The sequence below is a fragment of the Enterobacter sp. FB genome, assembly GCF_000805795.1.
In the GTDB taxonomy this organism is placed as follows: Bacteria; Pseudomonadota; Gammaproteobacteria; order Enterobacterales; family Enterobacteriaceae; genus Enterobacter; species Enterobacter roggenkampii.
Map to the genome: position 1 here is coordinate 142,796 of NZ_JSZC01000013.1, position 21,914 is coordinate 164,709.

Genomic DNA, 21,914 nt, shown 5'->3' on the forward strand with positions numbered 1-21,914 from the left:
CGGTGAAGGTGGAAACATGGACGAGCTTTACATCCTTGGCTGTTTATTCCTGGTTTTTGCGCTGCTGGTTGCGCCCGTGCTTGCGGTTATCGGGTTTAATCGCAGTACGGCGGCGCAGCAGGAGATCGCTCGGCTGCGCCAGCGCATAGAGACGCTTGAGCAGCGCGGCGTGCCTGAGAACGCGTCGGAACCGGTGCAGACCGCCGCGCCGGAGGCAATTACCGCGCCAGTGGTGGAGGACGCTCCCGCGCCTGTCGACCCCTGGCGACCCGATATTCCCGCAGCGGTGGCAGAACCCGCTTCTTCCCAGGCCCCGACCCCTGCGGCAAAACAGCCTTCAGCCTTTGGCGGCATCCTGACGTCGCTGGCGCGCTGGTTCATGCAGGGCAATCCGCTGGCGAAGCTGGGCATTCTGCTGCTCTTCCTCGGCCTCTCTTTCCTGCTGCGCTATACCGTCGAACATTCCCTGTTCCCGCTTGAGCTGCGCCTCGTGGCAGCGGCGCTGTTTGCCGTTGTTCTGCTGGCGATTGGGTGGCGGCTGCGGCACAGGCAGCGCGTCTATGCGTTGATCCTCCAGGGCGGGGCGACCGGCGTGCTCTACCTGACGGTGTTTGGCGCCTTCCGTCTCTGGCAAATGCTGCCGATGACGCTGGCCTTTGCGCTGCTGGTGGTGATCTGCGCGGCGAGCGTCGGGCTGGCGGTGCTGCAGAAGGCCCTGAGCCTTGCCATGCTGGCGAGCCTCGGCGGCTACCTTGCGCCGCTGCTGTTGTCTACCGGGGGCGGCAGCTTTGTCGCGCTGTTCTCTTTCTATCTCCTGCTGTCCATCGGCATTCTTGCCATCAGCATCTGGCAGCACTGGCGCGAGCTGAACCTGCTCGGGCTGCTGTTCACGTTCGGCGTGGGCGGCCTGTGGGGGCTGAATGACTACCAGCCTGAAGACTATTGGATCTGCCAGCTGTTCCTGATTGCCAATACGCTGATTTTCGGCGTGCTGAGCGTGGCGCTGTCGCTGCGGGCGCAGGAGAAAGGGAAGCAGATCGTTGACGGCGTGCTGCTGTTTGCCCCGCCGCTGATCGGCTTCGGGATGCAGTATGGTATGACGCAGCACTGGGAATATGGCCCGGCGCTGAGCGCGCTGGGATACGGCGCATTTTATCTCACCCTCGCGTACCTCGCGCTGCGGCGCTATCCCTCCCTCGGACGGCCGCTGGTCATGGCAGCGCTGGCGATCGGCGGCGGGTTTGCCACGCTCGCCATTCCGCTGGCGCTGTCGGCGCGCTGGACGGCAATGGCCTGGGCGCTGGAGGGGCTGGGTATTCTCTGGCTGGGCGTGCAGCAGCACCAGCGGCGCATGAGCTATAGCGGGACGGCGCTGCTGGTGCTGGCCCTCGGCAGCGCGCTGTGGGCGCAAACGGACGGCGTTACGTCGCTGACCCTGCTCCTTATCTTCGCCATCCTCAGCCTTTGCTGGCTGGCTGCGGCCTGGCTGTGGCGGACTCTTTTTCTGCCGGTCAGCTGGGCGCTGCTGGCAGGCGGGCTGCTGTTCTGGCTGGTAGCGCAGCTGGGTGCGTCGCAGCTTGTACTCACGAAAGAATTACCGGTTCTGGCGGGCGTGCTGGCGCTGACGGCGGCGTCGGCCTGGGGCTGGCGGCAGGTGGCCGCTCAACTGGCGTGGCGAGAGCTGGACGCCAGCAAATGGCTGCTGTGGCCGGTTATGCTGCTGATGGTGGGGTATCAGATCTGGCATCAGCAGATCGTTGCCGCCGGCTGGTCAAACCTGGCCTGGTGCGTTGCGCTTCCTGCCGCTCTGATGCTGTTGCGGCGCGATGGTTAAAGGGTTCTGCCGCGTATCGCGATGGGGCTACACCTGTCGCTGTGCTGGATGATTTTACTGGCGCTGGCCGCCGAGCTTTACTGGTTTGCCCGGTCTCTGCCGTGGGGCATGGCGGCCTGGGGCAGCGGATTAGCGATGGCCGCAGGCGGCGGGGTGATTATGGCGCTCTCTGCTGCGGTACGGCGTCGCGCGTGGCCGTTCCGGGAATGGCCTGCGCTCTATGCGTGTCTGGCACCGATCCCTGCCGTCGTGGCGCTGCTGGTACTGCTGGTGGTGACCAATTTCCAGGACGGCGTGGTCTATCGTCAGACCTGGTTCCCGCTGGTAAACCCGCTTGAGGAAGGCGCAGCGTTCGCGTTGCTGGGGCTGGTGGTCTTTTATCGGGCGGTGGATCGCTACTACCCGGCATTGCTTGCGCAAGCGCGTCCGTGGCCTGCCGTCGCGCTCATGGCGTTTGGCTTCTGGTGGCTGAACGGTGCGCTGATGCGCGCCCTGGCCTGGTACGGCGACGTGGCCTGGAATATGGCATCGCTGTGGGATTCGCGGCTTATCCAGACCAGCTTTGCCCTGTTCTGGATGCTGAGTGCGCTGGTGGTCATGATCCATGCCACCCGTCGGGCTTCCCGGCAGGAGTGGCTCTGCGGGGCCGCGCTGCTGGGTGTGGTGATGGTTAAGCTGATGCTGGTGGACAGCGCGGGCGGAGGCGGTCTGTCGCGCGCGGTGGCGTTTATCGGCGTGGCGATACTGGTACTGATCGTGGGCTATTTCTCGCCGCTACCGCCAAAAACAGGAGATGAAAAATGAAATGGATGAAAGCGGTAGCGTGTACCGCGGTGCTGGCGCTTTCCGGCCCGGCGTTCTGCAACGAGGTACCGGCGGAATCGCCACGGGACTACGCCTTTGGTCGTTCACTCGACACGTCCGTTCCTTCCCGGTGGTATCGAGTGATGCTGCCGCTTGCCGTCTATGAGCAGAGCACATCCGCGGATCTGCATGATGTTCGCGTCTTTAACCAGTCGGGTGAGCCGGTTCCCTTTAGCCTGATCGCCGCGACGCGCCCGCAGGCCACAGCGCAATCCACGGCGCTGCGCCTCTTTCCGCTGGACGCCTCGCCGCTCGCGGCTGCCTCAGACGGCGGTGACAGCGATAAGATCCGGCTCCGTTCCCGAAACGGCGTTGAGATTGTGCTGGAGGGGCAAAAAGCCGCCGCAGCCGGGCAACATTACCTGCTGAGCTTGCCGGAGCAGACGACGGGTGAGCTGGCCATATCCCAGCTGCAGCTGCTCTGGAATACCCCGCAGACGCCGTGGCAGGGAACGGCGTCGGTCTATTACAGCGAGGATCTTAAGCGCTGGTATACCCTGCGCGAAGATATGCCGCTGCTGGACGTCGCCAGCGGCCAGGATCGCCTTAAGCTCGATCGGATCGATACCGACACGGTTTTATCTCCCGAGGCGAATCGCTATCTCATGGTGGTGCTGAATACGCAGAGCCAGGGGGTAACGTTGACCGGCGTAAACGCAATCAGCGCACCTGCGCAGGCGGCCCCGGAAGAGATCAATCTTGAGGGGAAAGGGGAGCAGTTATCGACAACCGAAGCGCAGTGGCGCTGGACGCGTCCGCAGCCGCTGAGCGCTGTCAGCATCTCGCTGAACGGCGATGGCGTCCTTCCCGTGGAGATCGCGTGGCGGCGTACGGAAAAAGACACATGGCATCCCCTGAAAAAAGAGGTGATTTACCGCCTGGAGGGGAAAACATCCGGACCGGTTTCGCTTAACGGGGACCTGGTGCAGGCAGTGAAAATCACGACGCTGAATGCGCGTCTGCCAGAATACCTGCCGAGCGTCACGGGGCATCGCGACCGCTATGACCTGGTGTTCAACGCGCAGGGTAAAGCGCCGTACGTGCTCGCCTGGGGCAACGGCGCCGCAAAGCCTGCACAGGTGGAACCTGACATGCTGATCCCAGCCGAGCTGCGCAAGACCTATGATATGGCGAACCTGCCGCAGGCCGATATTCTGGATGATGTCGCGTTGGGCGGTGAGGGGCGGCTAAACGCCACCTCTGCAGGCGAGCGGGCGAGCTGGATGAACGCCCTGCTGGTGTGGGGCGTGCTGATCGCGGGCGTAATCCTGCTGGCGGGCATGGCCTGGCGCATCTGGCGGGAAACGCAGCGCAAGGCATAAAAAAAGGCCCGCATAAGCGGGCCTTTCTCGTAAACCGTGCCGATTACAGGCTGGATACGTTCTCAGACAGGTATTTAGCTACGCCGTCTGGGGAAGCAGCCATACCTTCTTTACCTTTTTCCCACTGAGCCGGGCACACTTCGCCGTGCTCTTCGTGGAACTGCAGCGCGTCAACCATGCGCAGCATTTCGTCGATGTTACGACCCAGCGGCAGATCGTTCACGACCTGGTGACGAACGATGCCGTTTGCGTCGATCAGGAAGGAACCGCGCAGCGCAACGCCAGCGTCCGGATGTTCGATACCGTAAGCCTGCTGGATTTCGCGTTTGATGTCCGCAACCATTGCGTATTTCACCGCACCGATGCCGCCTTTGTCGACAGGGGTGTTACGCCATGCGTTGTGTACAAACTCAGAGTCGAAGGAGACGCCAACCACTTCCACGCCACGCTTCTGGAATTCTTCATAACGTTTGTCGAACGCGATCAGCTCAGACGGGCAAACGAAAGTGAAGTCCATTGGCCAGAAGAACAGAACGGTCGCTTTACCGTTGGTGTGCTGTTTGAAGTTGAAGTTTTCAACGATTTCACCGTTGCCCAGAACTGCTGCAGCTGTAAAATCCGGAGCCGGACGAGTTACCAGAACCATATGATTCTCCTGTAGATACTAAGGTTATTTGGAACGCAACGCGAGCCAGTATAGAGAGTGTTCATGGATAAGACAAAGAGGTGGTGACAATCGTTCCGCCAGCTTTTACCTATCAATACGAATTCTGTCAGAGCTGTTTGTTTTTCGCCTGCGCCATCATGCGCGGGTAAAACTGCCAGAAGCGGGTCTCCAGCGCATCGTAATGTTCATCCAGGTCATACCAGGAATCCCGCAGCGCATCCAGGCGCGGGCGACGGCTCGCCATCCCATTCAACACGCTCTGAATGAAGTCCATCTCGCGATAGCGCTCCAGCCAGCGCTCTGACCACAGGTAGTTATTCAGATTCACAAAGCGCGGCGGCGAGTCGGGCAGAATGATCGACACCTGCTGATGGGCATAACGCACAAATTCCGGCAGGGGAAGCTCCGGCGAGAGCTGTGCCCAGTGGCGCGACAGGAAATGGTCCCACATCACATCAAGCGTGATCGGTGCGACGCGTCGCGTTTCCGGCCGAAACCACGCTTTGGCTTCCGTCACTTCCGGCAGCTTATCCGTCAGCACGTCGATGCGGCGGTGCATAAAAATCCCGTCGACAACCTCAGGGGCGTACGCTTCCGCGGGGTTGCCGCGTACGAAATCGGCCAGCAAATTGCCGGACAGGGAGCTGTCAGCGAGGTGAGCGAGATGCAGGTGAGCGAGAAAATTCATGCGTTTTATTTGTCCGGGGGCGGCTAGTTGTTGCAGCAAAAGGGTGTGAGCACTAGACTATGCCGCCTGTTTTTAAGTCACGAGTATACGTCATGCGCGTCGCCGATTTCTCCTTTGAACTACCTGAATCCCTGATTGCTCACTATCCCATGCCTGAGCGCAGCAGCTGTCGTTTACTGTCACTGGATGGGCCAACGGGCGAGCTGACGCACGGTACTTTCACCGATTTGCTCGACAAGCTCAACCCTGGCGATCTGCTGGTCTTTAACAATACCCGCGTGATCCCGGCGCGCCTGTTCGGCCGTAAGGCCAGCGGCGGCAAGATTGAAGTGCTGGTCGAACGTATGCTCGATGATAAACGTATTCTGGCACATATTCGCGCATCCAAAGCGCCAAAGCCGGGCGCGGAGCTGCTGCTGGGCGATGACGAGAGCATCAAGGCGACCATGACCGCGCGCCACGACGCGCTGTTCGAGGTGGAGTTCAACGACGAGCGCACGGTGCTCGATATTCTGAACGCCATCGGCCACATGCCGCTGCCGCCGTACATTGAGCGTCCTGACGAAGAGGCTGACCGCGAGCTGTACCAGACCGTCTACAGCCAGAAGCCTGGCGCGGTCGCGGCCCCGACGGCAGGCCTGCACTTTGATGAACCGCTGCTGGAAAAACTGCGCGCGAAAGGCATTGAGATGGCGTTTGTAACGCTGCACGTCGGGGCGGGAACCTTCCAGCCGGTGCGCGTGGACAGCATTGAAGACCACATCATGCACTCTGAGTATGCTGAAGTGCCGCAGGATGTCGTGGACGCGGTGCTGGCGGCGAAAGCGCGCGGTAGCCGCGTCGTGGCGGTCGGTACGACGTCTGTGCGCTCGCTGGAGAGCGCCGCGCAGGCCGCGAAAAGCGAGTTGATTGAGCCGTTCTTTGGCGATACGCAGATCTTTATCTACCCGGGTTACCAGTACAAAGTGATTGACGCGCTGGTGACCAACTTCCATCTGCCTGAATCGACGCTGATTATGCTGGTCTCCGCGTTCGCGGGGTATCAGCATACGATGAATGCCTACAAGTCTGCGGTAGAACAAAAATATCGCTTTTTTAGCTACGGGGACGCGATGTTTATCACGTACAATCCGCAGGCTTTGAATGAGCGTGTCGGGGAATAAGTCCGCGGCACCGTTTTACAACGTTGGACTGTTTTTCTGACGTCGGAGAAAAAATGAAATTTGAACTCGATACCACCGACGGTCGCGCGCGCCGCGGTCGCCTGGTGTTTGATCGCGGCGTGGTGGAAACCCCCGCGTTTATGCCTGTGGGCACGTACGGCACCGTAAAAGGGATGACGCCGGAAGAAGTTGAAGCCACTGGCGCGCAGATTATCCTCGGCAATACCTTCCACCTGTGGCTGCGTCCGGGTCAGGAGATCATGAAGCTCCACGGCGACCTGCACGACTTCATGCAGTGGAAAGGCCCTATCCTGACCGACTCCGGCGGTTTCCAGGTCTTCAGCCTGGGCGATATCCGCAAGATCACCGAGCAGGGCGTTCACTTCCGTAACCCGATCAACGGCGATCCGATTTTCCTCGATCCCGAAAAATCAATGGAGATTCAGTACGATCTTGGCTCTGACATCGTGATGATCTTCGACGAATGCACGCCGTATCCGGCCGACTGGGACTACGCCAAGCGTTCTATGGAGATGTCTCTGCGCTGGGCGAAGCGTAGCCGTGACCGTTTTGACTCCCTGCAGAACAAAAATGCGCTGTTCGGCATTATCCAGGGCAGCGTTTACGAAGATTTACGCGATATCTCTGTTAAAGGTCTGGTAGAGATAGGTTTTGATGGCTACGCTGTCGGCGGTTTGGCTGTGGGTGAGCCGAAGGAAGACATGCACCGCATTCTGGAGCATGTCTGCCCGCAAATCCCGGCGGATAAACCACGATACCTGATGGGCGTGGGCAAACCGGAAGATCTGGTTGAAGGCGTACGCCGCGGCATTGATATGTTCGACTGCGTCATGCCAACCCGCAACGCGCGTAACGGCCATCTGTTCGTTACCGATGGCGTGGTGAAAATCCGTAACGCGAAGCATAAGAGTGACACCAGCCCGCTCGATTCCGAGTGCGATTGCTATACCTGTCGCAATTATTCTCGTGCGTACCTGCATCATCTCGATCGTTGCAACGAGATTTTGGGCGCGCGTCTCAATACCATTCATAATCTTCGTTATTATCAGCGCTTAATGGCTGGTTTACGTAAGGCTATCGAAGAGGGTAAATTAGAGAGCTTCGTGACCGATTTCTACCAACGTCAGGGGCGGGATGTTCCACCGTTGAACGTTGATTAATTTTAATAATGAGGGAATTTGAATGAGCTTTTTTATTTCTGATGCGGTAGCAGCAACAGGCGCTCCAGCGCAGGGCAGCCCAATGTCTCTGATTCTGATGCTGGTTGTGTTCGGTCTGATCTTCTATTTCATGATCCTGCGCCCACAGCAGAAGCGCACCAAAGAGCACAAAAAGCTGATGGACTCCATCGCGAAAGGCGATGAAGTGCTGACCAACGGTGGTCTGGTCGGTCGCGTAACCAAAGTGGCTGAAAGTGGCTACATTGCAATCGCCCTGAACGACACCACTGAAGTGGTCATCAAACGTGACTTCGTAGCTGCCGTTCTGCCGAAAGGCACCATGAAGGCGCTGTAATCCCAACTTTTCCCAAAGGGAACTGCCGTGTTAAACCGTTATCCTTTGTGGAAGTACATCATGCTGGTCGTCGTGATTCTCGTCGGCCTGCTGTACGCGCTTCCCAACCTGTATGGTGAGGATCCGGCTGTTCAAATCACTGGCGCGCGCGGTGTCGCCGCCAGTGAGCAAACGCTGATCCAGGTCCAGAAAACGTTACAAGAAGAAAAAATTACCGCTAAGTCTGTGGCACTGGAAGAGGGCGCAATTCTTGCTCGCTTCGACACCACCGACACGCAGCTCCGCGCACGTGAAGCGCTGATGGGCGTGCTGGGTGATAAATACATCGTGGCGCTTAACCTTGCCCCTGCAACCCCGCGTTGGCTGGCTGCGATGAATGCAGAGCCAATGAAACTCGGTCTTGACCTGCGTGGCGGCGTTCACTTCCTGATGGAAGTGGATATGGACACCGCGCTCGGCAAGCTGCAGGAACAGAATATCGACAGCCTGCGCAGCGATCTGCGTGATAAAGGCATCGCTTACACCACCGTGCGTAAAGAAGATAACTACGGCATGAGCATCACGTTCCGCGACAGCGCGGCGCGCGATCAGGCTGTAGATTACCTGACCCAACGTCATCGTGACCTGGTGATCTCCTCGCAGGGCAGCAACCAGCTGCGCGCGGTGATGACCGATGCGCGCCTGAAAGAAGCGCGTGAATATGCCGTTCAGCAGAACATCAACATTCTGCGTAACCGTGTAAACCAACTGGGCGTGGCCGAGCCGCTGGTACAGCGTCAGGGTGCTGACCGTATCGTGGTTGAACTGCCGGGTATCCAGGACACCGCGCGTGCGAAAGAGATTCTCGGTGCGACCGCAACGCTGGAATTCCGTCTGGTGAATACCAACGTTGACCAGTCTGCTGCCGCTTCTGGCCGTATTCCGGGTGACTCCGAAGTGAAACAGACCCGCGAAGGTCAGCCGGTTGTGCTGTACAAACGCGTGATTCTGACCGGTGACCACATCACCGACTCCACGTCGAGCCAGGATGAATACAACCAGCCGCAGGTTAACATCTCGCTGGATAGCGCGGGTGGTAACATCATGTCTAACTTCACCAAGGACAACATCGGTAAACCGATGGCGACCCTGTTCGTGGAGTACAAAGACAGCGGTAAGAAAGATGCAAACGGCCGTGCTGTGCTGGTGAAAGAGGAAGAGGTGATTAACATCGCCAATATCCAGTCTCGTCTGGGTAACAGCTTCCGTATTACCGGTATTAACAACCCGAACGAAGCGCGTCAGCTCTCCCTGCTGCTGCGTGCCGGTGCGCTGATAGCGCCAATTCAGATTGTTGAAGAACGTACCATTGGTCCAACTCTGGGTATGCAAAACATCCAGCAGGGCCTGGAAGCGTGTCTGGCCGGTCTGGTGGTCTCTATCCTGTTCATGATCTTCTTCTATAAGAAGTTTGGTCTGATTGCGACCTCCGCGCTGATCGCGAACCTGGTGCTGATTATCGGCATCATGTCCCTGCTGCCGGGAGCGACGCTGACCATGCCGGGGATTGCGGGTATCGTTCTGACCCTTGCGGTGGCGGTCGACGCCAACGTACTGATTAACGAACGTATCAAAGAAGAGTTGAGCAACGGTCGCTCTGTTCAGCAGGCGATTGATGAAGGTTATAAAGGCGCGTTCAGCTCTATCTTCGATGCGAACGTAACAACACTGATTAAGGTTCTTATCCTGTATGCAGTGGGTACTGGCGCGATCAAAGGCTTTGCGATTACAACCGGTATCGGTGTCGCAACGTCAATGTTTACCGCTATTGTCGGCACCCGTGCCATCGTGAACCTGCTGTACGGCGGCAAGCGCGTCAAAAAGCTGTCTATCTGAGGAGTGCGTTGTGGCACAGGAATATACTGTTGAACAATTGAACCACGGCCGTAAAGTCTGGGACTTTATGCGCTGGGACTACTGGGCCTTCGGCATTTCAGGTTTCCTGCTGATTCTGTCCATCGTCATTATGGGCGTGAAAGGCTTTAACTGGGGTCTCGATTTTACCGGTGGTACGGTAATTGAAATCTCCCTGGAAAAACCGGTCGATATGGACCAGATGCGCGAATCGCTGCAGAAAGCGGGCTTTGAAGAGCCGCTGCTGCAGAACTTTGGCAGCAGCCGCGACATCATGGTGCGTATGCCGCCGGTGCACGATGCCAACGGCAGCCAGGAGCTGGGCAGTAAGGTTGTTAGCGTGATTAACGAAACAACCAGCCAGAACGCGGCGGTTAAGCGTATTGAGTTCGTCGGCCCAAGCGTAGGTGCTGACCTGGCGCAGACCGGCGCGATGGCGCTGCTGGTGGCGCTGATCTCCATCCTGGTGTACGTCGGTTTCCGCTTTGAGTGGCGACTGGCGGCCGGTGTGGTTATCGCTCTGGCGCACGACGTGGTGATCACCATGGGCATACTGTCGCTGTTCCACATTGAGATTGACCTGACGATTGTGGCATCCCTGATGTCCGTCATCGGTTACTCACTGAACGACAGTATCGTGGTATCTGACCGTATCCGTGAAAACTTCCGTAAGATCCGTCGCGGTACGCCGTACGAAATCTTTAACGTGTCGTTGACCCAGACGCTGCACCGTACCTTGATCACATCCGGTACCACCCTGATGGTGATCCTGATGCTGTTCCTGTTCGGTGGCCCGGTTCTGGAAGGCTTCTCCTTGACCATGTTGATTGGTGTCACCATCGGTACGGCGTCGTCTATCTACGTTGCGTCCGCCCTGGCGCTGAAACTCGGCATGAAGCGTGAGCACCTGCTCCAGCAGAAAGTCGAAAAAGAAGGCGCGGATCAGCCGTCCATTCTGCCGTAAGGCGACGTTTACTGCGTATCAAAATCCCGGTCGGTTGACCGGGATTTTTTTTATCTGCTCCTGACAAACACTCCTGACAGTATGCTGTCAGGAGCCCTGTCGTAGACTCCTTCTGAACCCAAACAACAGGCAGGAGGATGTATGAAAAGCGTCATTAACTGGTTTGAAATTCCGGTCTCGGATATGGATCGCGCCATCAAATTTTATGAGCCGGTGATGCAGCTTGCGCTGCGTCGCGAGAAAATGGACTGTGCGGAGCTGGCCGTTTTTCCGCATGAGGATCCCGCCACCGGAGGCGCCCTGGCAAAATTTGACGGCGTTACACCGTCTTTGCAGGGCGCTATTATTTACCTGCATACTGACAATCTGGCGGCAACGCTCGATCGCATCGCCTCTGCGGGCGGCGAGTGCGTGTTTGGCCCGCTGGAACTGCCGCATGGCATTGGCACTATCGCCTTGTTTACCGACAGCGAGGGTAACCGCGTCGGCCTCCATCAACCTGCCTGAGAGCGAACTAAGAAATGACGCGACGCGCTGACCGTTTGTTTCAGATTGTGCAGATCCTGCGGGGCAGGCGTCTGACAACGGCAGCGCATCTGGCGGACCGGCTTGGCGTGTCCGAGCGTACGGTCTACCGCGATATCCGCGACCTGTCGCTTTCCGGCGTGCCGGTGGAAGGCGAGGCGGGGAGCGGATATCGGCTGATGTCGGGCTTTGACCTGCCGCCGCTGATGCTGACAAATAAGGAGTCCGAGGCGCTGATCGTCGCGATTCGCCTGCTCAAAACCTGGGGCGGGGAATCGCTGTCGCGCGAGCTGGAGTCGGCTCAGGAAAAGGTGCTGGCGATTCTGCCCGAGGAGAGTCGTCGAAAGGCGGAGCAGACGCGGATCTACGCCCCGGATTTTTGCATGCAAAGCCACTCCCGCAGCGATTTTGACAGGATTCATCAGGCAATTTCCGCCCAGCAGGTGCTGGCGCTGCATTACCGTGATGAAGCAGGACAGCTGTCTAAACGTGAGGTTCAGCCGCTGGGGCTGTTCTTCTGGGGAGAGCGCTGGCTGCTGGCCGCGTGGTGTGAACGGCGCGATGACTATCGCTGTTTCCGGCTCGACAGATGCCTCAATATTGTGGTTACGGAAAGGCGGTTTAGCGAAAGTGCGGACAGGTCTTTGGCGGATTTTTTGCGCAAGGTGAGGCAGTAAAAAGCCGGGTGGCGGCTACGCCTTACCCGGCCTACATTTGGCTCGTAGGCCCGGTGAGCGTAGCGCCACCGGGCGAAACCCGCACTGATTAGAAGTTGTAACCTACAACCAGGTAACCACCCCAACCGGTTGATTTAGACGTGAAGTCACCATCACCCCAGTTCACGGTATCCCCACCTTTCCACTGGCCGCCGTTATGGAAATAACGCGCGACGACAGAGTAGTGCCAGTGATCATAGTTCAGGGCCAGAACGTGGCTGGACGCTATAGAGTTGCTGGTACGGTTCTTGTCATCACCCAGATCTGAGCCCCAGTCGAAGTTGGTGAAGCCGATATAGGTCAGCTGGCCACCCCAAACCTGAGTGATTGGCACAAAGTATTTTACTTTGAAACGGTAGCCATCCCACTCATTTTCGTTTGAAGCGCCATAGTTCTGCCACTGGTATTTAGCATACACGTTCAGAGACAGCCCCATTGGCAGACCTGTGTCGATGTCTGTACCCAGACCCATGTACCAGGTGCTCTGACGGCTGCCTTTGTTATCACCCATATCGTAGATGTAGTTGTTGGCGAAATACCATTCTTTGAACGGACCAAAGCTCAGGTCGGTACCCGTCAGTTTATCAATAGAGAAACGCGGTTCAATTTCCATGAACATCGGGGAACCGTCGGACCAAATACCTTTGTCGTTACCGTTACCCCAGTCAAAGGTCTTAGGAATATCGATGTAGCCGTAGAAATCAAACCAGTCTTTTTTAGCAAACGCTTCGTATTCCAGATAAACGTCGTTGTTCAGCTTCGGAGAAAAGCGCGTGTGGTAGCTGCCGACCACGTTAACGCTCTGGTGCCACCAGTCGGAGAGGTATTGTGGTTTGTCGTTTTCCGCTGCGTTAACAGTGAAAGAAGAGGACAGTGCCAGCACGGCGCCAGCTGCGAGTAATGTTTTTTTCATAATCATGCCACTGATTGAAATTCCCTTCCGGGAGTGAAAAATGCGCGAATTGCGTTTCTAAATATTTCGTGTTTCTGCGGTGCCTATTATAGGAATCCCTGCTCACAAAAATATGTGTTGTTTCACATATCTCTCATACGCGTAATCGATTGCGTTCACGTTTGCGTACTTTAAACGGCCGGGATTGTAGCGGCAATCATTTATGTTGCCAATCCATACGAAATGTAAATGTTAGCGGAGTGACATTTCACTCCGCTAAAAAAAGAGGATTACTGCGCGGCGGGTTGAATGTCGTGAATGCGGATAAAGCCTAACTGTTCCGGCGTAAGGCCGCTTAACTGAAGCGGAATATCCACATCACTGGGTGCTAAAACACTGGCCGGGGCGGTGAAGAGCTGATTCTTCACGTTCACCTCCTGGTAGTTCTCCGTGGTGCCCTGGATCTGGCCCCACTCGACGGTGCCGCTGAAGGCCGGAAGCGGATCGTTGGACTCTCCCTTGATGCGTAATGTTGCGCGAGTACCATCGGCATTCGCCGCCACATTCACCAGAGACATTTTTAGCGTGCCAATCTGGCTGTTCAGCAGGGCAGGCGTATTCGCCCCCGGCAGCAGGTATACCCCGCTGGTAGATTTCGCGTTCAGCGCGTTTTGCTGGGTGATCTTCACCGTTTCTTTGTTTAGCTTGTCCATCGCCGTATTGAGCGTATTGACGCTCTGTTTCATCTGACGGACTTCGGTTTGCTGTGCACAGGCGCTAAGGGTGAAGAGGCTCCCCACCAGCAATATTTTCAGGTAACGTCTTGTCATTGCGTTTATTTCCTTGAAATAACGGATCGTCCTAATGGTAGCCAGCATCATTGTGTCAGACATAGATCCTTTTTCTCAAAAAGCTCTTCCTTTGTTGTCAGGCCAGTTCAGGGTAAAATGAAAATCAGTTAACCAGATAACAGGGATACCGTATGCATTGCCCATTCTGCTCCGCTGTGGATACCAAAGTCATCGACTCTCGCCTTGTGGGCGAAGGGTCTTCAGTGCGCCGTCGTCGGCAGTGTCTGGTGTGTAACGAGCGTTTCACGACCTTTGAGGTGGCAGAGCTGGTCATGCCGCGCGTGGTTAAAAGTAACGACGTGCGTGAGCCGTTTAACGAAGAGAAACTGCGCAGCGGAATGCTGAAGGCCCTTGAAAAGCGTCCCGTCAGCGCGGACGACGTGGAGATGGCGTTAAACCACATAAAATCTTACCTTCGTGGTTTGGGTGAGCGTGAAGTGCCCAGCAAGATGATCGGCAACCTGGTAATGGAGCAGCTGAAAAAGCTCGATAAGGTCGCCTATATCCGCTTTGCCTCGGTCTACCGCAGTTTCGAAGACATCAAAGAGTTTGGCGAAGAGATCGCCCGCTTACAGGATTAAGCTCATGCACGATGAGATGTACATGGCGCGAGCCATGAAGCTGGCGCAGCGCGGTCGTTTTACGACCCATCCCAACCCGAACGTCGGGTGCGTTATCGTTAAAGATGGCGAGATCGTGGGGGAGGGCTTTCACTATCGCGCAGGCGAACCGCATGCTGAGGTTCATGCGCTGCGCATGGCCGGCGAGAAGGCGCGCGGTGCGACGGCCTACGTTACGCTGGAGCCCTGCAGCCATCACGGGCGTACGCCACCGTGCTGCGACGCGCTGATTGCCGCGGGGGTGTCGCGCGTGGTTGCATCGATGCAGGACCCGAATCCGCAGGTGGCCGGACGTGGTCTGTATCGTCTGCAGCAGGAAGGCATTGACGTCAGCCATGGCCTGATGATGCAGGACGCGGAAGCGCTCAACAAAGGTTTCCTGAAGCGCATGCGTACCGGGTTCCCGTATATCCAGCTTAAGCTGGGTGCCTCGCTGGACGGTCGTACGGCAATGGCAAACGGCGAGAGCCAGTGGATAACATCTCCGCAGGCAAGGCGCGATGTGCAACGTCTGCGTGCGCAAAGCCATGCTATTCTCACCAGCAGTGAAACCGTTCTGGCTGACGATCCGGCCATGACCGTGCGCTGGGACGAGCTGAATGCCGATACCCAGGCTCTGTATCCGCAGGAGAACCTGCGTCAGCCGCTGCGTATTGTCATTGATAGCCAGAACCGCGTGACGCCGGAGCACCGCATCGTCCAGCAGCCAGGGGAAACCTGGATTGCGCGCACCAAAGAAGATACGCGCGCATGGCCGGAAGGCGTACGGAGCATTACGGTGCCGGAACATAACGGGCATCTGGATCTGGTGGTGCTGATGATGCTGCTCGGCAAGCAGCAGGTGAACAGCATCTGGGTCGAAGCGGGTCCAACGCTCGCCGGCGCGCTCTTACAGGCCGGGCTGGTGGATGAACTGCTTGTTTACGTTGCGCCTAAACTGTTGGGCAGTGACGCGCGCGGCCTGTTTGTGCTGCCCGGCCTTGAAAAACTGGCCGATGCACCACAACTCAAATTTAGCGAGATTCGTCCGGTAGGTCCGGATGTCTGCCTCCACTTAACGACAGCGTAATTGCTCCCGAAATAGGGAAGCAGTGCGCAAAGTATTATGATAAAATCCGCCCCCCTGCGGGGCCAAATGAACCCGTAAAGGAAGAGTATGAACATTATTGAAGCTGCTGTAGCTACCCCGGACGCTCGCGTCGCCATCACCATTGCGCGTTTCAACAACTTCATCAACGATAGCCTGCTGGAAGGTGCGGTTGACGCCCTGAAACGTATCGGCCAGGTTAAAGATGACAACATTACCGTTGTTTGGGTTCCAGGCGCTTACGAACTGCCACTGGCGGCGGGCGCGCTGGCGAAAACCGGTAAATATGACGCGGTGATTGCGCTGGGTACCGTTATTCGTGGCGGCACTGCGCACTTCGAATACGTTGCGGGCGGTGCAAGCAACGGTCTGGCACACGTTGCGCAGGATGCTGAAATTCCTGTCGCGTTCGGCGTGCTGACCACCGAAAGTATTGAACAAGCCATCGAACGTGCTGGCACCAAAGCCGGTAACAAAGGTGCAGAAGCTGCACTGACCGCGCTTGAAATGATCAATGTATTGAAAGCCATCAAGGCCTGATTTTTTTGTAAGGGGAATTCCGTGAAACCTGCTGCTCGTCGCCGCGCCCGTGAATGTGCCGTCCAGGCACTTTACTCCTGGCAGTTGTCCCAGAACGACATCGCTGATGTTGAATACCAGTTCCTGTCAGAACAGGACGTGAAAGACGTTGACGTTCTGTACTTCCGTGAACTGCTGTCGGGAGTGGCGACTAATAGCGCGTATCTCGATGGTCTGATGAAACCTTACCTGTCCCGTCTGCTCGAAGAGCTGGGTCAGGTAGAAAAAGCAGTGTTGCGCATTGCGCTGTTTGAGCTGTCTAAACGTGATGATGTGCCGTACAAAGTGGCTATCAACGAAGCGATCGAACTGGCGAAAACCTTCGGCGCTGAAGACAGCCACAAGTTTGTAAACGGCGTACTTGATAAAGCAGCACCTGCGATCCGTCCCCACAAAAAGTGATCCGCAAACCGGAGTTCTGCATTGCCTGACGGGCAGTGCGGCTCCGGTTTTTTCTTTTATTTGCTGAGGCATAACGTATGGCATGCGGCGAATTCTCCCTGATTGCCCGTTATTTCGACCGTGTCAGAACCTCTCGTCTTGATGTTGAAACCGGCATCGGCGATGACTGTGCACTTCTCAATATTCCCGAAAAACAGACGCTGGCAATCAGCACCGACACCTTAGTGTGCGGACGTCATTTTTTACCGGATATCGATCCTGCCGATCTGGCGTATAAGGCACTGGCGGTTAACGTCAGCGATCTGGCGGCAATGGGGGCCGATCCCGCGTGGTTAACCCTGGCGCTTACGCTGCCTGAGGTAGACGAAGCCTGGCTTGAAGCATTCAGCGATGCGCTGTTTGAGCAGCTTAACTACTACGATATGCAGCTGATTGGCGGTGATACCACTGCCGGGCCGCTGTCGATGACGCTGGCGATCCATGGCTATGTACCGCTTGGTCGCGCGCTGAAGCGTTCGGGTGCAAAACCCGGCGACTGGATCTACGTGACCGGTACACCGGGCGACAGCGCCGCGGGCCTGGCGATTCTTCAGGATCGCTTAACCGTGAAGAACGCTGACGATGCGGCGTATCTGATGAAACGCCATCTGCGCCCGACGCCGCGTATTCTGCACGGTCAGGCGCTGCGCGAGCGCGCAAGCTCGGCTATCGATCTCTCTGACGGGCTGATCTCAGATCTTGGCCATATTCTGAAGGCGAGCGGTGTCGGCGCGCGCGTTGACCTGGATCTGTTCCCGCTGTCAGAGGAACTGCTTCGTCATGTCGAACCTGAGCAGGCGCTGCGCTGGGCGCTGTCCGGTGGTGAAGATTATGAACTGTGCTTTACCGTTCCGGAGCTGAACCGTGGAACGCTCGACGTGGCGTTAGCGCATCTTGGCGCGAAATTCACCTGTATCGGGCAGATCATGCCGGAGAGTGAAGGGCTGAAGTTTGTGAAAGACGGTGCGCCGGTTACGCTGGACTGGAAAGGGTACGATCACTTCGCGTGATGTTGTACGCTCTGTATTGCCGGGTGGCGGCTCCGCCTTACCCGGCCTACAAAAGAGGGGCTTATTTAAACCCCACCACCGGATGCTGCTGATACGGCGTCTCCAGCTCGGCAACCTGTTCGGGCGTCAGCGTGATATCCACCGCGTTTAACAGTTCGTCCAACTGCTCTTCCCGGGACGTGCCGATAATGGGAGCCGCGACGCCGCGTTTACCCAGCAGCCATGCCAGCGCTACCTGGGCGCGGGTTGCGCCGGTATCGTCGGCAATGCCGGCCAGGCGTTCGGCAATCAGCGCATCGCTGGCCTCTGTTCCTTCATAAAGATTTTTTCCCACTTCATCCGAGACCAGACGGGCCGTAGTTTCGCCCCACGGACGGGTCAGGCGACCGCGCGCGAGCGGGCTCCACGGGATGACCGCCACGCCCTCCTGATGGCACAGCGGCAACATCTCACGCTCTTCTTCACGATAGATCAGATTGTAGTGATCCTGCATGGTGACAAAGCGCGCCCAGCCGTGCTGCGCCTGCAGATCCAGCGCCTGAGCGAACTGCGACGCGTGCATCGACGATGCGCCGATGTAGCGTGCTTTACCGGCTTTGACGACGTCGTTGAGCGCCTCAAGCGTCTCCTCGATCGGCGTGTTGTAATCCCAGCGGTGAATTTGCAGCAGGTCGACGTAATCCATGTTCAGGCGCCTGAGGCTGTCGTCAATGGAACGCAGGATCTGCGCGCGAGAAAGGCCCTGCGGCAGGTCGCCCACCGGGTAGTACACCTTGGTGGCAACGACGATGTCATCCCGACGGGCAAAATCGCGCAGGGCGCGGCCGACAATCTCCTCGCTGCTGCCGTCGGAGTAGCTGTTGGCGGTGTCAAAGAAGTTAATGCCGCCCTCGATGGCGCGTTTGATGATCGGACGGCTGCTCTCTTCCGGCAGCGTCCAGGCGTGGTTCCCCCGATCGGGCTCGCCAAAGGTCATGCATCCCAGACAAAGTCGGGAAACCTTAAGGTCCGTTTTTCCTAATGTTGTGTATTGCACGGTTCCGCTCCTGCTGTTTAAACAATACGTTTAAGCATAGCAGGAGCGGAAAGGGGGGAGGGATCAGTCCAGCCAGGCGCGGATTTTAGCTTCGATACCGGCAGCGTCCAGGCCAATCGCCGCGCGGGCTTCGTCCTGGGTACCTTGCGGGATGAAATAGTCCGGCAGGCCGAGGTTCAGCACCGGAACGGCTTTACGGTTTGCCATCAGCACCTCGTTCACGCCGCTGCCCGCACCGCCCATAATCGCGTTCTCTTCCAGCGTGACCAGCACGTCGTGCGCCTCCGCCATACTCAGGATCAGGGATTCGTCGAGCGGCTTCACAAAGCGCATATCCACGAGGGTGGCATTCAGCGTTTCAGCTACTTTCGCCGCCTCTGGCATCAGCGTGCCGAAGTTCAGGATCGCCACTTTCTCACCGCGACGTTTAACCAGACCTTTACCGATCGCCAGCTTCTCCAGCGGCTGCAGCTCAACGCCCACCGCATTGCCGCGCGGATAGCGAACAGCGCTTGGGCCATCCTGATAGTGGTAGCCGGTAAACAGCATCTGACGACATTCGTTCTCGTCGCTTGGCGTCATGATCACCATATCCGGAATGCAGCGCAGGAACGACAGGTCAAACGCGCCCTGGTGCGTCTGGCCGTCGGCACCGACGATGCCCGCACGGTCAATGGCAAACAGCACCGGCAGCTTCTGGATCGCCACGTCGTGGATCACCTGATCGTAGGCGCGCTGCAGGAAGGTGGAATAGATAGCGACAACCGGTTTGTAGCCGCCGATCGCCAGGCCTGCTGCAAATGTCACCGCGTGCTGCTCGGCAATGGCCACGTCGAAATACTGGTCAGGGTATTTTTTAGAGAACTCTACCATGCCGGAGCCTTCGCGCATGGCCGGGGTGATCGCCATCAGCTTGTTGTCTTTTGCGGCGGTTTCGCACAGCCAGTCGCCGAAGATTTTTGAATAGCTCGGCATGCCGCCGCTGCTTTTCGGCAGACAGCCGCTGGACGGGTCAAATTTCGGTACCGCGTGGAAGGTAATCGGATCTTTTTCCGCCGGCTCGTAGCCACGCCCTTTTTTGGTCATGATGTGCAGGAACTGCGGGCCTTTCAGGTCGCGCATGTTCTTGAGCGTGGTGACCAGCCCCAGTACGTCGTGGCCGTCAACCGGGCCAATATAGTTAAAGCCCAGCTCCTCAAACAGGGTACCCGGCACGACCATGCCTTTGATGTGCTCTTCGGTACGCTTAAGCAGCTCTTTGATCGGCGGTACGCCGGAGAAGACTTTTTTACCGCCTTCACGCAGCGAGGAGTAAAGCTTGCCGGAGAGCAGCTGTGCCAGATGGTTGTTCAGCGCGCCAACGTTCTCGGAGATCGACATTTCGTTATCGTTGAGGATAACCAGCATGTCCGGCTTGATGTCGCCCGCATGGTTCATGGCTTCGAAGGCCATACCCGCGGTGATGGCACCGTCGCCAATCACGCAGACGGTGCGGCGCTGCTTGTTCTCTTTCTCGGCGGCGACGGCAATACCGATGCCCGCAGAAATGGAGGTGGAGGAATGGCCGACGCTCAGCACGTCATACTCGCTCTCACCGCGCCACGGGAACGGGTGCAGACCGCCTTTCTGACGAATGGTGCCAATTTTATCGCGACGTCCGGTCAGAATTTTGTGCGGATAGGCCTGGTGACCCACGTCCCAGATCAGCTGATCGAACGGCGTGTTATAGACGTAGTGCAGCGCCACGGTCAGCTCTACCGTGCCAAGCCCGGAGGCGAAATGGCCGCTGGAGCGGCTTACGCTGTCGAGCAGGTAGCGACGCAGCTCGTCGCACAGCTTCGGCAGGCTCTCTTTCGGCAACAGACGTAACTCCTGGGTGGAGTCAACTAACGCCAGTGTCGGGTATTTGGCAATATCAAAACTCATCAAAGGCTCATCGAGATATATAGTTTATTTATCACGCTGGATTATATAGTCCGCTAGCGCTTCCAGTGCCGAGGTATCCAGCGATTGCGCAGCCAGTTCATTCAGCGACTGGCGGGCATCGTCAATCAGATCCCGGGCTTTACGTTGGGCTTGCTCAAGACCCAGCAGGGCGGGGTAGGTACTTTTGCCAAGCTGCTGGTCCGCACCCTGACGTTTACCCAATGTTGCAGTATCGCCCACCACATCCAGAATGTCATCCTGAACCTGGAATGCCAGACCGATACTTTCTGCGTATCTGTCCAGAATCGGCAGGGCTTTGCGCCCTTGCTCACCCGCGCTCAGCGCGCCCAGGCGAACGGCGGAACGAATCAATGCCCCGGTTTTATGGCGATGAATACGCTCCAGCTGTTCCAGATTAACCTGACGTCCTTCCGCTTCAAGATCCAGCGCCTGACCGCCGCACATGCCGGCCACGCCGCTGGCCATGGCCAGTTCGGAAATCATTGCCAGACGGTCACGGTCAGCCACTTCGGCCATTGGTGCGTCGCTCAGAATCGAGAACGCCAGCGTCTGCAGGGCATCACCCGCCAGAATAGCATTCGCCTCGCCAAACTTGATGTGGCAGGTGGGTTGACCCCGACGCAAATCGTCGTCGTCCATCGCCGGGAGATCGTCGTGGATCAGCGAGTAGGCATGGATGCACTCAACGGCGGCTGCCGGGGCGTCCAGCGTGTTATCGCTGATGCCAAACATGTTGCCGGTGGCGTACACCAGGAACGGGCGCAGGCGCTTTCCACCCAAGAGTGCGCCATAGTGCATGGCTTCAACCAGAGGAGTGTTCTGAAAAGGCTGTGGCGCAATAAATCGGCGCAGGGCGTCGTTGGCACGCACGACGCGCGCCTGAAGCTCGTTGGCAAAATCCATTTACTCGGCGTCCGGTGTGAAAGGCGTGGTTTTCGCGTCTTCGCTGTCGGAAAGCAGGATCTGCACGCGCTGCTCGGCCTGCTGCAGTTTGACCTGCCCCTGGCGCGCCAGCTGCACGCCGCGCTCGAATTCGTTGAGCGCCTCTTCCAGCGGGAGATCGCCGCTCTCAAGACGGGTAACGATTTGCTCCAGTTCACTCAGCGCAGTTTCGAAACTGGCCGGTGCGTCGTTCTTCTTCGGCATAGTGAATTGACTCTTATATTCTCAGCCCCGACATGGTAACGGACTCAGGGCAATTATCAAATAACGCGCAATGTGCACAGGAGCGGCGCGATGGTGGTATACTTGCGCGCCTGGATGCAGCCACGGGTGTGGG

General features: G+C 57.5%; 21 protein-coding genes and 1 pseudogene. 14 read left to right on the plus strand and 8 right to left on the minus strand.

All coding sequences use genetic code 11. The features are described from left to right. Positions 1-16: 16 nt before the first annotated feature. Both PI91_RS07540 and PI91_RS07545 read left to right on the plus strand, forming a co-directional pair. Positions 17-2,638: pseudogene (locus PI91_RS07540) on the plus strand (DUF2339 domain-containing protein). Beyond that, complete coding sequence (locus PI91_RS07545; RefSeq protein ID WP_039265827.1) at positions 2,635-4,020, plus strand: DUF3999 domain-containing protein; 1,386 nt, start codon at positions 2,635-2,637, stop codon at positions 4,018-4,020. Before PI91_RS07540 ends, PI91_RS07545 begins: the two are co-directional and overlap by 4 nt. Before the next feature lie 43 nt (positions 4,021-4,063). Here the strand turns inward: PI91_RS07545 and PI91_RS07550 are convergent, their stop codons facing one another. After that, positions 4,064-4,666: a peroxiredoxin gene (locus PI91_RS07550; protein ID WP_008503347.1), complete on the minus strand. Its 603-nt coding sequence runs from the start codon at positions 4,664-4,666 to the stop codon at positions 4,064-4,066. A gap of 127 nt (positions 4,667-4,793) precedes the next feature. Continuing rightward, positions 4,794-5,375 (minus strand): ACP phosphodiesterase, encoded by a 582-nt coding sequence (acpH, locus tag PI91_RS07555; RefSeq protein ID WP_039265828.1) that lies wholly within the window; start codon positions 5,373-5,375, stop codon positions 4,794-4,796. Between the two features lie 92 nt (positions 5,376-5,467). Between acpH and queA the strand changes: the two genes are divergently transcribed. The 7 genes from queA (at position 5,468) to PI91_RS07590 (ending at position 12,133) form a co-directional block, all read left to right on the plus strand. Then, positions 5,468-6,538 (plus strand): tRNA preQ1(34) S-adenosylmethionine ribosyltransferase-isomerase QueA, encoded by a 1,071-nt coding sequence (gene queA / locus PI91_RS07560; protein WP_008503345.1) that lies wholly within the window; start codon positions 5,468-5,470, stop codon positions 6,536-6,538. 53 nt (positions 6,539-6,591) lie between these two features. Continuing rightward, complete coding sequence (tgt, locus tag PI91_RS07565) at positions 6,592-7,719, plus strand: tRNA guanosine(34) transglycosylase Tgt (protein WP_003859110.1); 1,128 nt, start codon at positions 6,592-6,594, stop codon at positions 7,717-7,719. Between the two features lie 22 nt (positions 7,720-7,741). Further along, positions 7,742-8,074: a preprotein translocase subunit YajC gene (gene yajC / locus PI91_RS07570; RefSeq protein WP_000007630.1), complete on the plus strand. Its 333-nt coding sequence runs from the start codon at positions 7,742-7,744 to the stop codon at positions 8,072-8,074. 27 nt (positions 8,075-8,101) lie between these two features. Further along, the gene (gene secD, locus PI91_RS07575) at positions 8,102-9,949 is read left to right on the plus strand and encodes a protein translocase subunit SecD (protein WP_071580340.1); all 1,848 of its coding nucleotides are present in this window, start codon (positions 8,102-8,104) and stop codon (positions 9,947-9,949) included. A gap of 10 nt (positions 9,950-9,959) precedes the next feature. Continuing rightward, positions 9,960-10,931 (plus strand): protein translocase subunit SecF, encoded by a 972-nt coding sequence (gene secF, locus PI91_RS07580; protein ID WP_008503342.1) that lies wholly within the window; start codon positions 9,960-9,962, stop codon positions 10,929-10,931. A 141-nt stretch (positions 10,932-11,072) separates the two neighbouring features. Next, positions 11,073-11,438, plus strand: coding sequence for a VOC family protein (locus tag PI91_RS07585; protein WP_008503341.1), 366 nt, complete (start codon positions 11,073-11,075; stop codon positions 11,436-11,438). Between the two features lie 14 nt (positions 11,439-11,452). After that, complete coding sequence (locus tag PI91_RS07590) at positions 11,453-12,133, plus strand: YafY family protein (RefSeq protein WP_032656540.1); 681 nt, start codon at positions 11,453-11,455, stop codon at positions 12,131-12,133. Between the two features lie 88 nt (positions 12,134-12,221). Here PI91_RS07590 and PI91_RS07595 read toward each other — a convergent pair whose 3' ends face one another. Both PI91_RS07595 and PI91_RS07600 read right to left on the minus strand, forming a co-directional pair. Further along, positions 12,222-13,085 (minus strand): nucleoside-specific channel-forming protein Tsx, encoded by an 864-nt coding sequence (locus PI91_RS07595; protein WP_028015691.1) that lies wholly within the window; start codon positions 13,083-13,085, stop codon positions 12,222-12,224. Between the two features lie 269 nt (positions 13,086-13,354). Further along, entirely contained in the window at positions 13,355-13,894 is a 540-nt protein-coding gene (locus PI91_RS07600; RefSeq protein ID WP_008503338.1) for a DUF3251 domain-containing protein, read from the minus strand. A gap of 152 nt (positions 13,895-14,046) precedes the next feature. Between PI91_RS07600 and nrdR the strand changes: the two genes are divergently transcribed. The 5 genes from nrdR to thiL all read left to right on the plus strand — a co-directional run bounded on the left by nrdR (position 14,047) and on the right by thiL (position 17,652). Then, positions 14,047-14,496 (plus strand): transcriptional regulator NrdR, encoded by a 450-nt coding sequence (nrdR, locus tag PI91_RS07605; RefSeq protein ID WP_008503337.1) that lies wholly within the window; start codon positions 14,047-14,049, stop codon positions 14,494-14,496. 4 nt (positions 14,497-14,500) lie between these two features. Beyond that, the gene (gene ribD / locus PI91_RS07610) at positions 14,501-15,604 is read left to right on the plus strand and encodes a bifunctional diaminohydroxyphosphoribosylaminopyrimidine deaminase/5-amino-6-(5-phosphoribosylamino)uracil reductase RibD (protein WP_008503336.1); all 1,104 of its coding nucleotides are present in this window, start codon (positions 14,501-14,503) and stop codon (positions 15,602-15,604) included. An 87-nt stretch (positions 15,605-15,691) separates the two neighbouring features. Next, the gene (gene ribE / locus PI91_RS07615) at positions 15,692-16,162 is read left to right on the plus strand and encodes a 6,7-dimethyl-8-ribityllumazine synthase (RefSeq protein WP_003859098.1); all 471 of its coding nucleotides are present in this window, start codon (positions 15,692-15,694) and stop codon (positions 16,160-16,162) included. 21 nt (positions 16,163-16,183) lie between these two features. Then, entirely contained in the window at positions 16,184-16,603 is a 420-nt protein-coding gene (gene nusB, locus PI91_RS07620; RefSeq protein WP_006809908.1) for a transcription antitermination factor NusB, read from the plus strand. Positions 16,604-16,680: 77 nt separating this feature from the next. Then, on the plus strand, positions 16,681-17,652 hold the full coding sequence (gene thiL / locus PI91_RS07625; protein ID WP_039265831.1) for a thiamine-phosphate kinase: 972 nt from the start codon (positions 16,681-16,683) through the stop codon (positions 17,650-17,652). Positions 17,653-17,713: 61 nt separating this feature from the next. On the opposite strand, the gene PI91_RS07630 is transcribed toward thiL, so the two are convergent. The 4 genes from PI91_RS07630 to xseB all read right to left on the minus strand — a co-directional run bounded on the left by PI91_RS07630 (position 17,714) and on the right by xseB (position 21,781). Then, positions 17,714-18,688 (minus strand): aldo/keto reductase, encoded by a 975-nt coding sequence (locus PI91_RS07630; protein ID WP_023343484.1) that lies wholly within the window; start codon positions 18,686-18,688, stop codon positions 17,714-17,716. 63 nt (positions 18,689-18,751) lie between these two features. Continuing rightward, positions 18,752-20,614: a 1-deoxy-D-xylulose-5-phosphate synthase gene (gene dxs / locus PI91_RS07635; protein WP_008503333.1), complete on the minus strand. Its 1,863-nt coding sequence runs from the start codon at positions 20,612-20,614 to the stop codon at positions 18,752-18,754. A 24-nt stretch (positions 20,615-20,638) separates the two neighbouring features. Continuing rightward, a complete protein-coding gene (ispA, locus tag PI91_RS07640; RefSeq protein WP_008503332.1) occupies positions 20,639-21,538 on the minus strand; it encodes a (2E,6E)-farnesyl diphosphate synthase in 900 nt (299 codons plus the stop codon). Next, the gene (gene xseB / locus PI91_RS07645; protein WP_008503331.1) at positions 21,539-21,781 is read right to left on the minus strand and encodes an exodeoxyribonuclease VII small subunit; all 243 of its coding nucleotides are present in this window, start codon (positions 21,779-21,781) and stop codon (positions 21,539-21,541) included. Between the last annotated feature and the right edge of the window lie 133 nt (positions 21,782-21,914).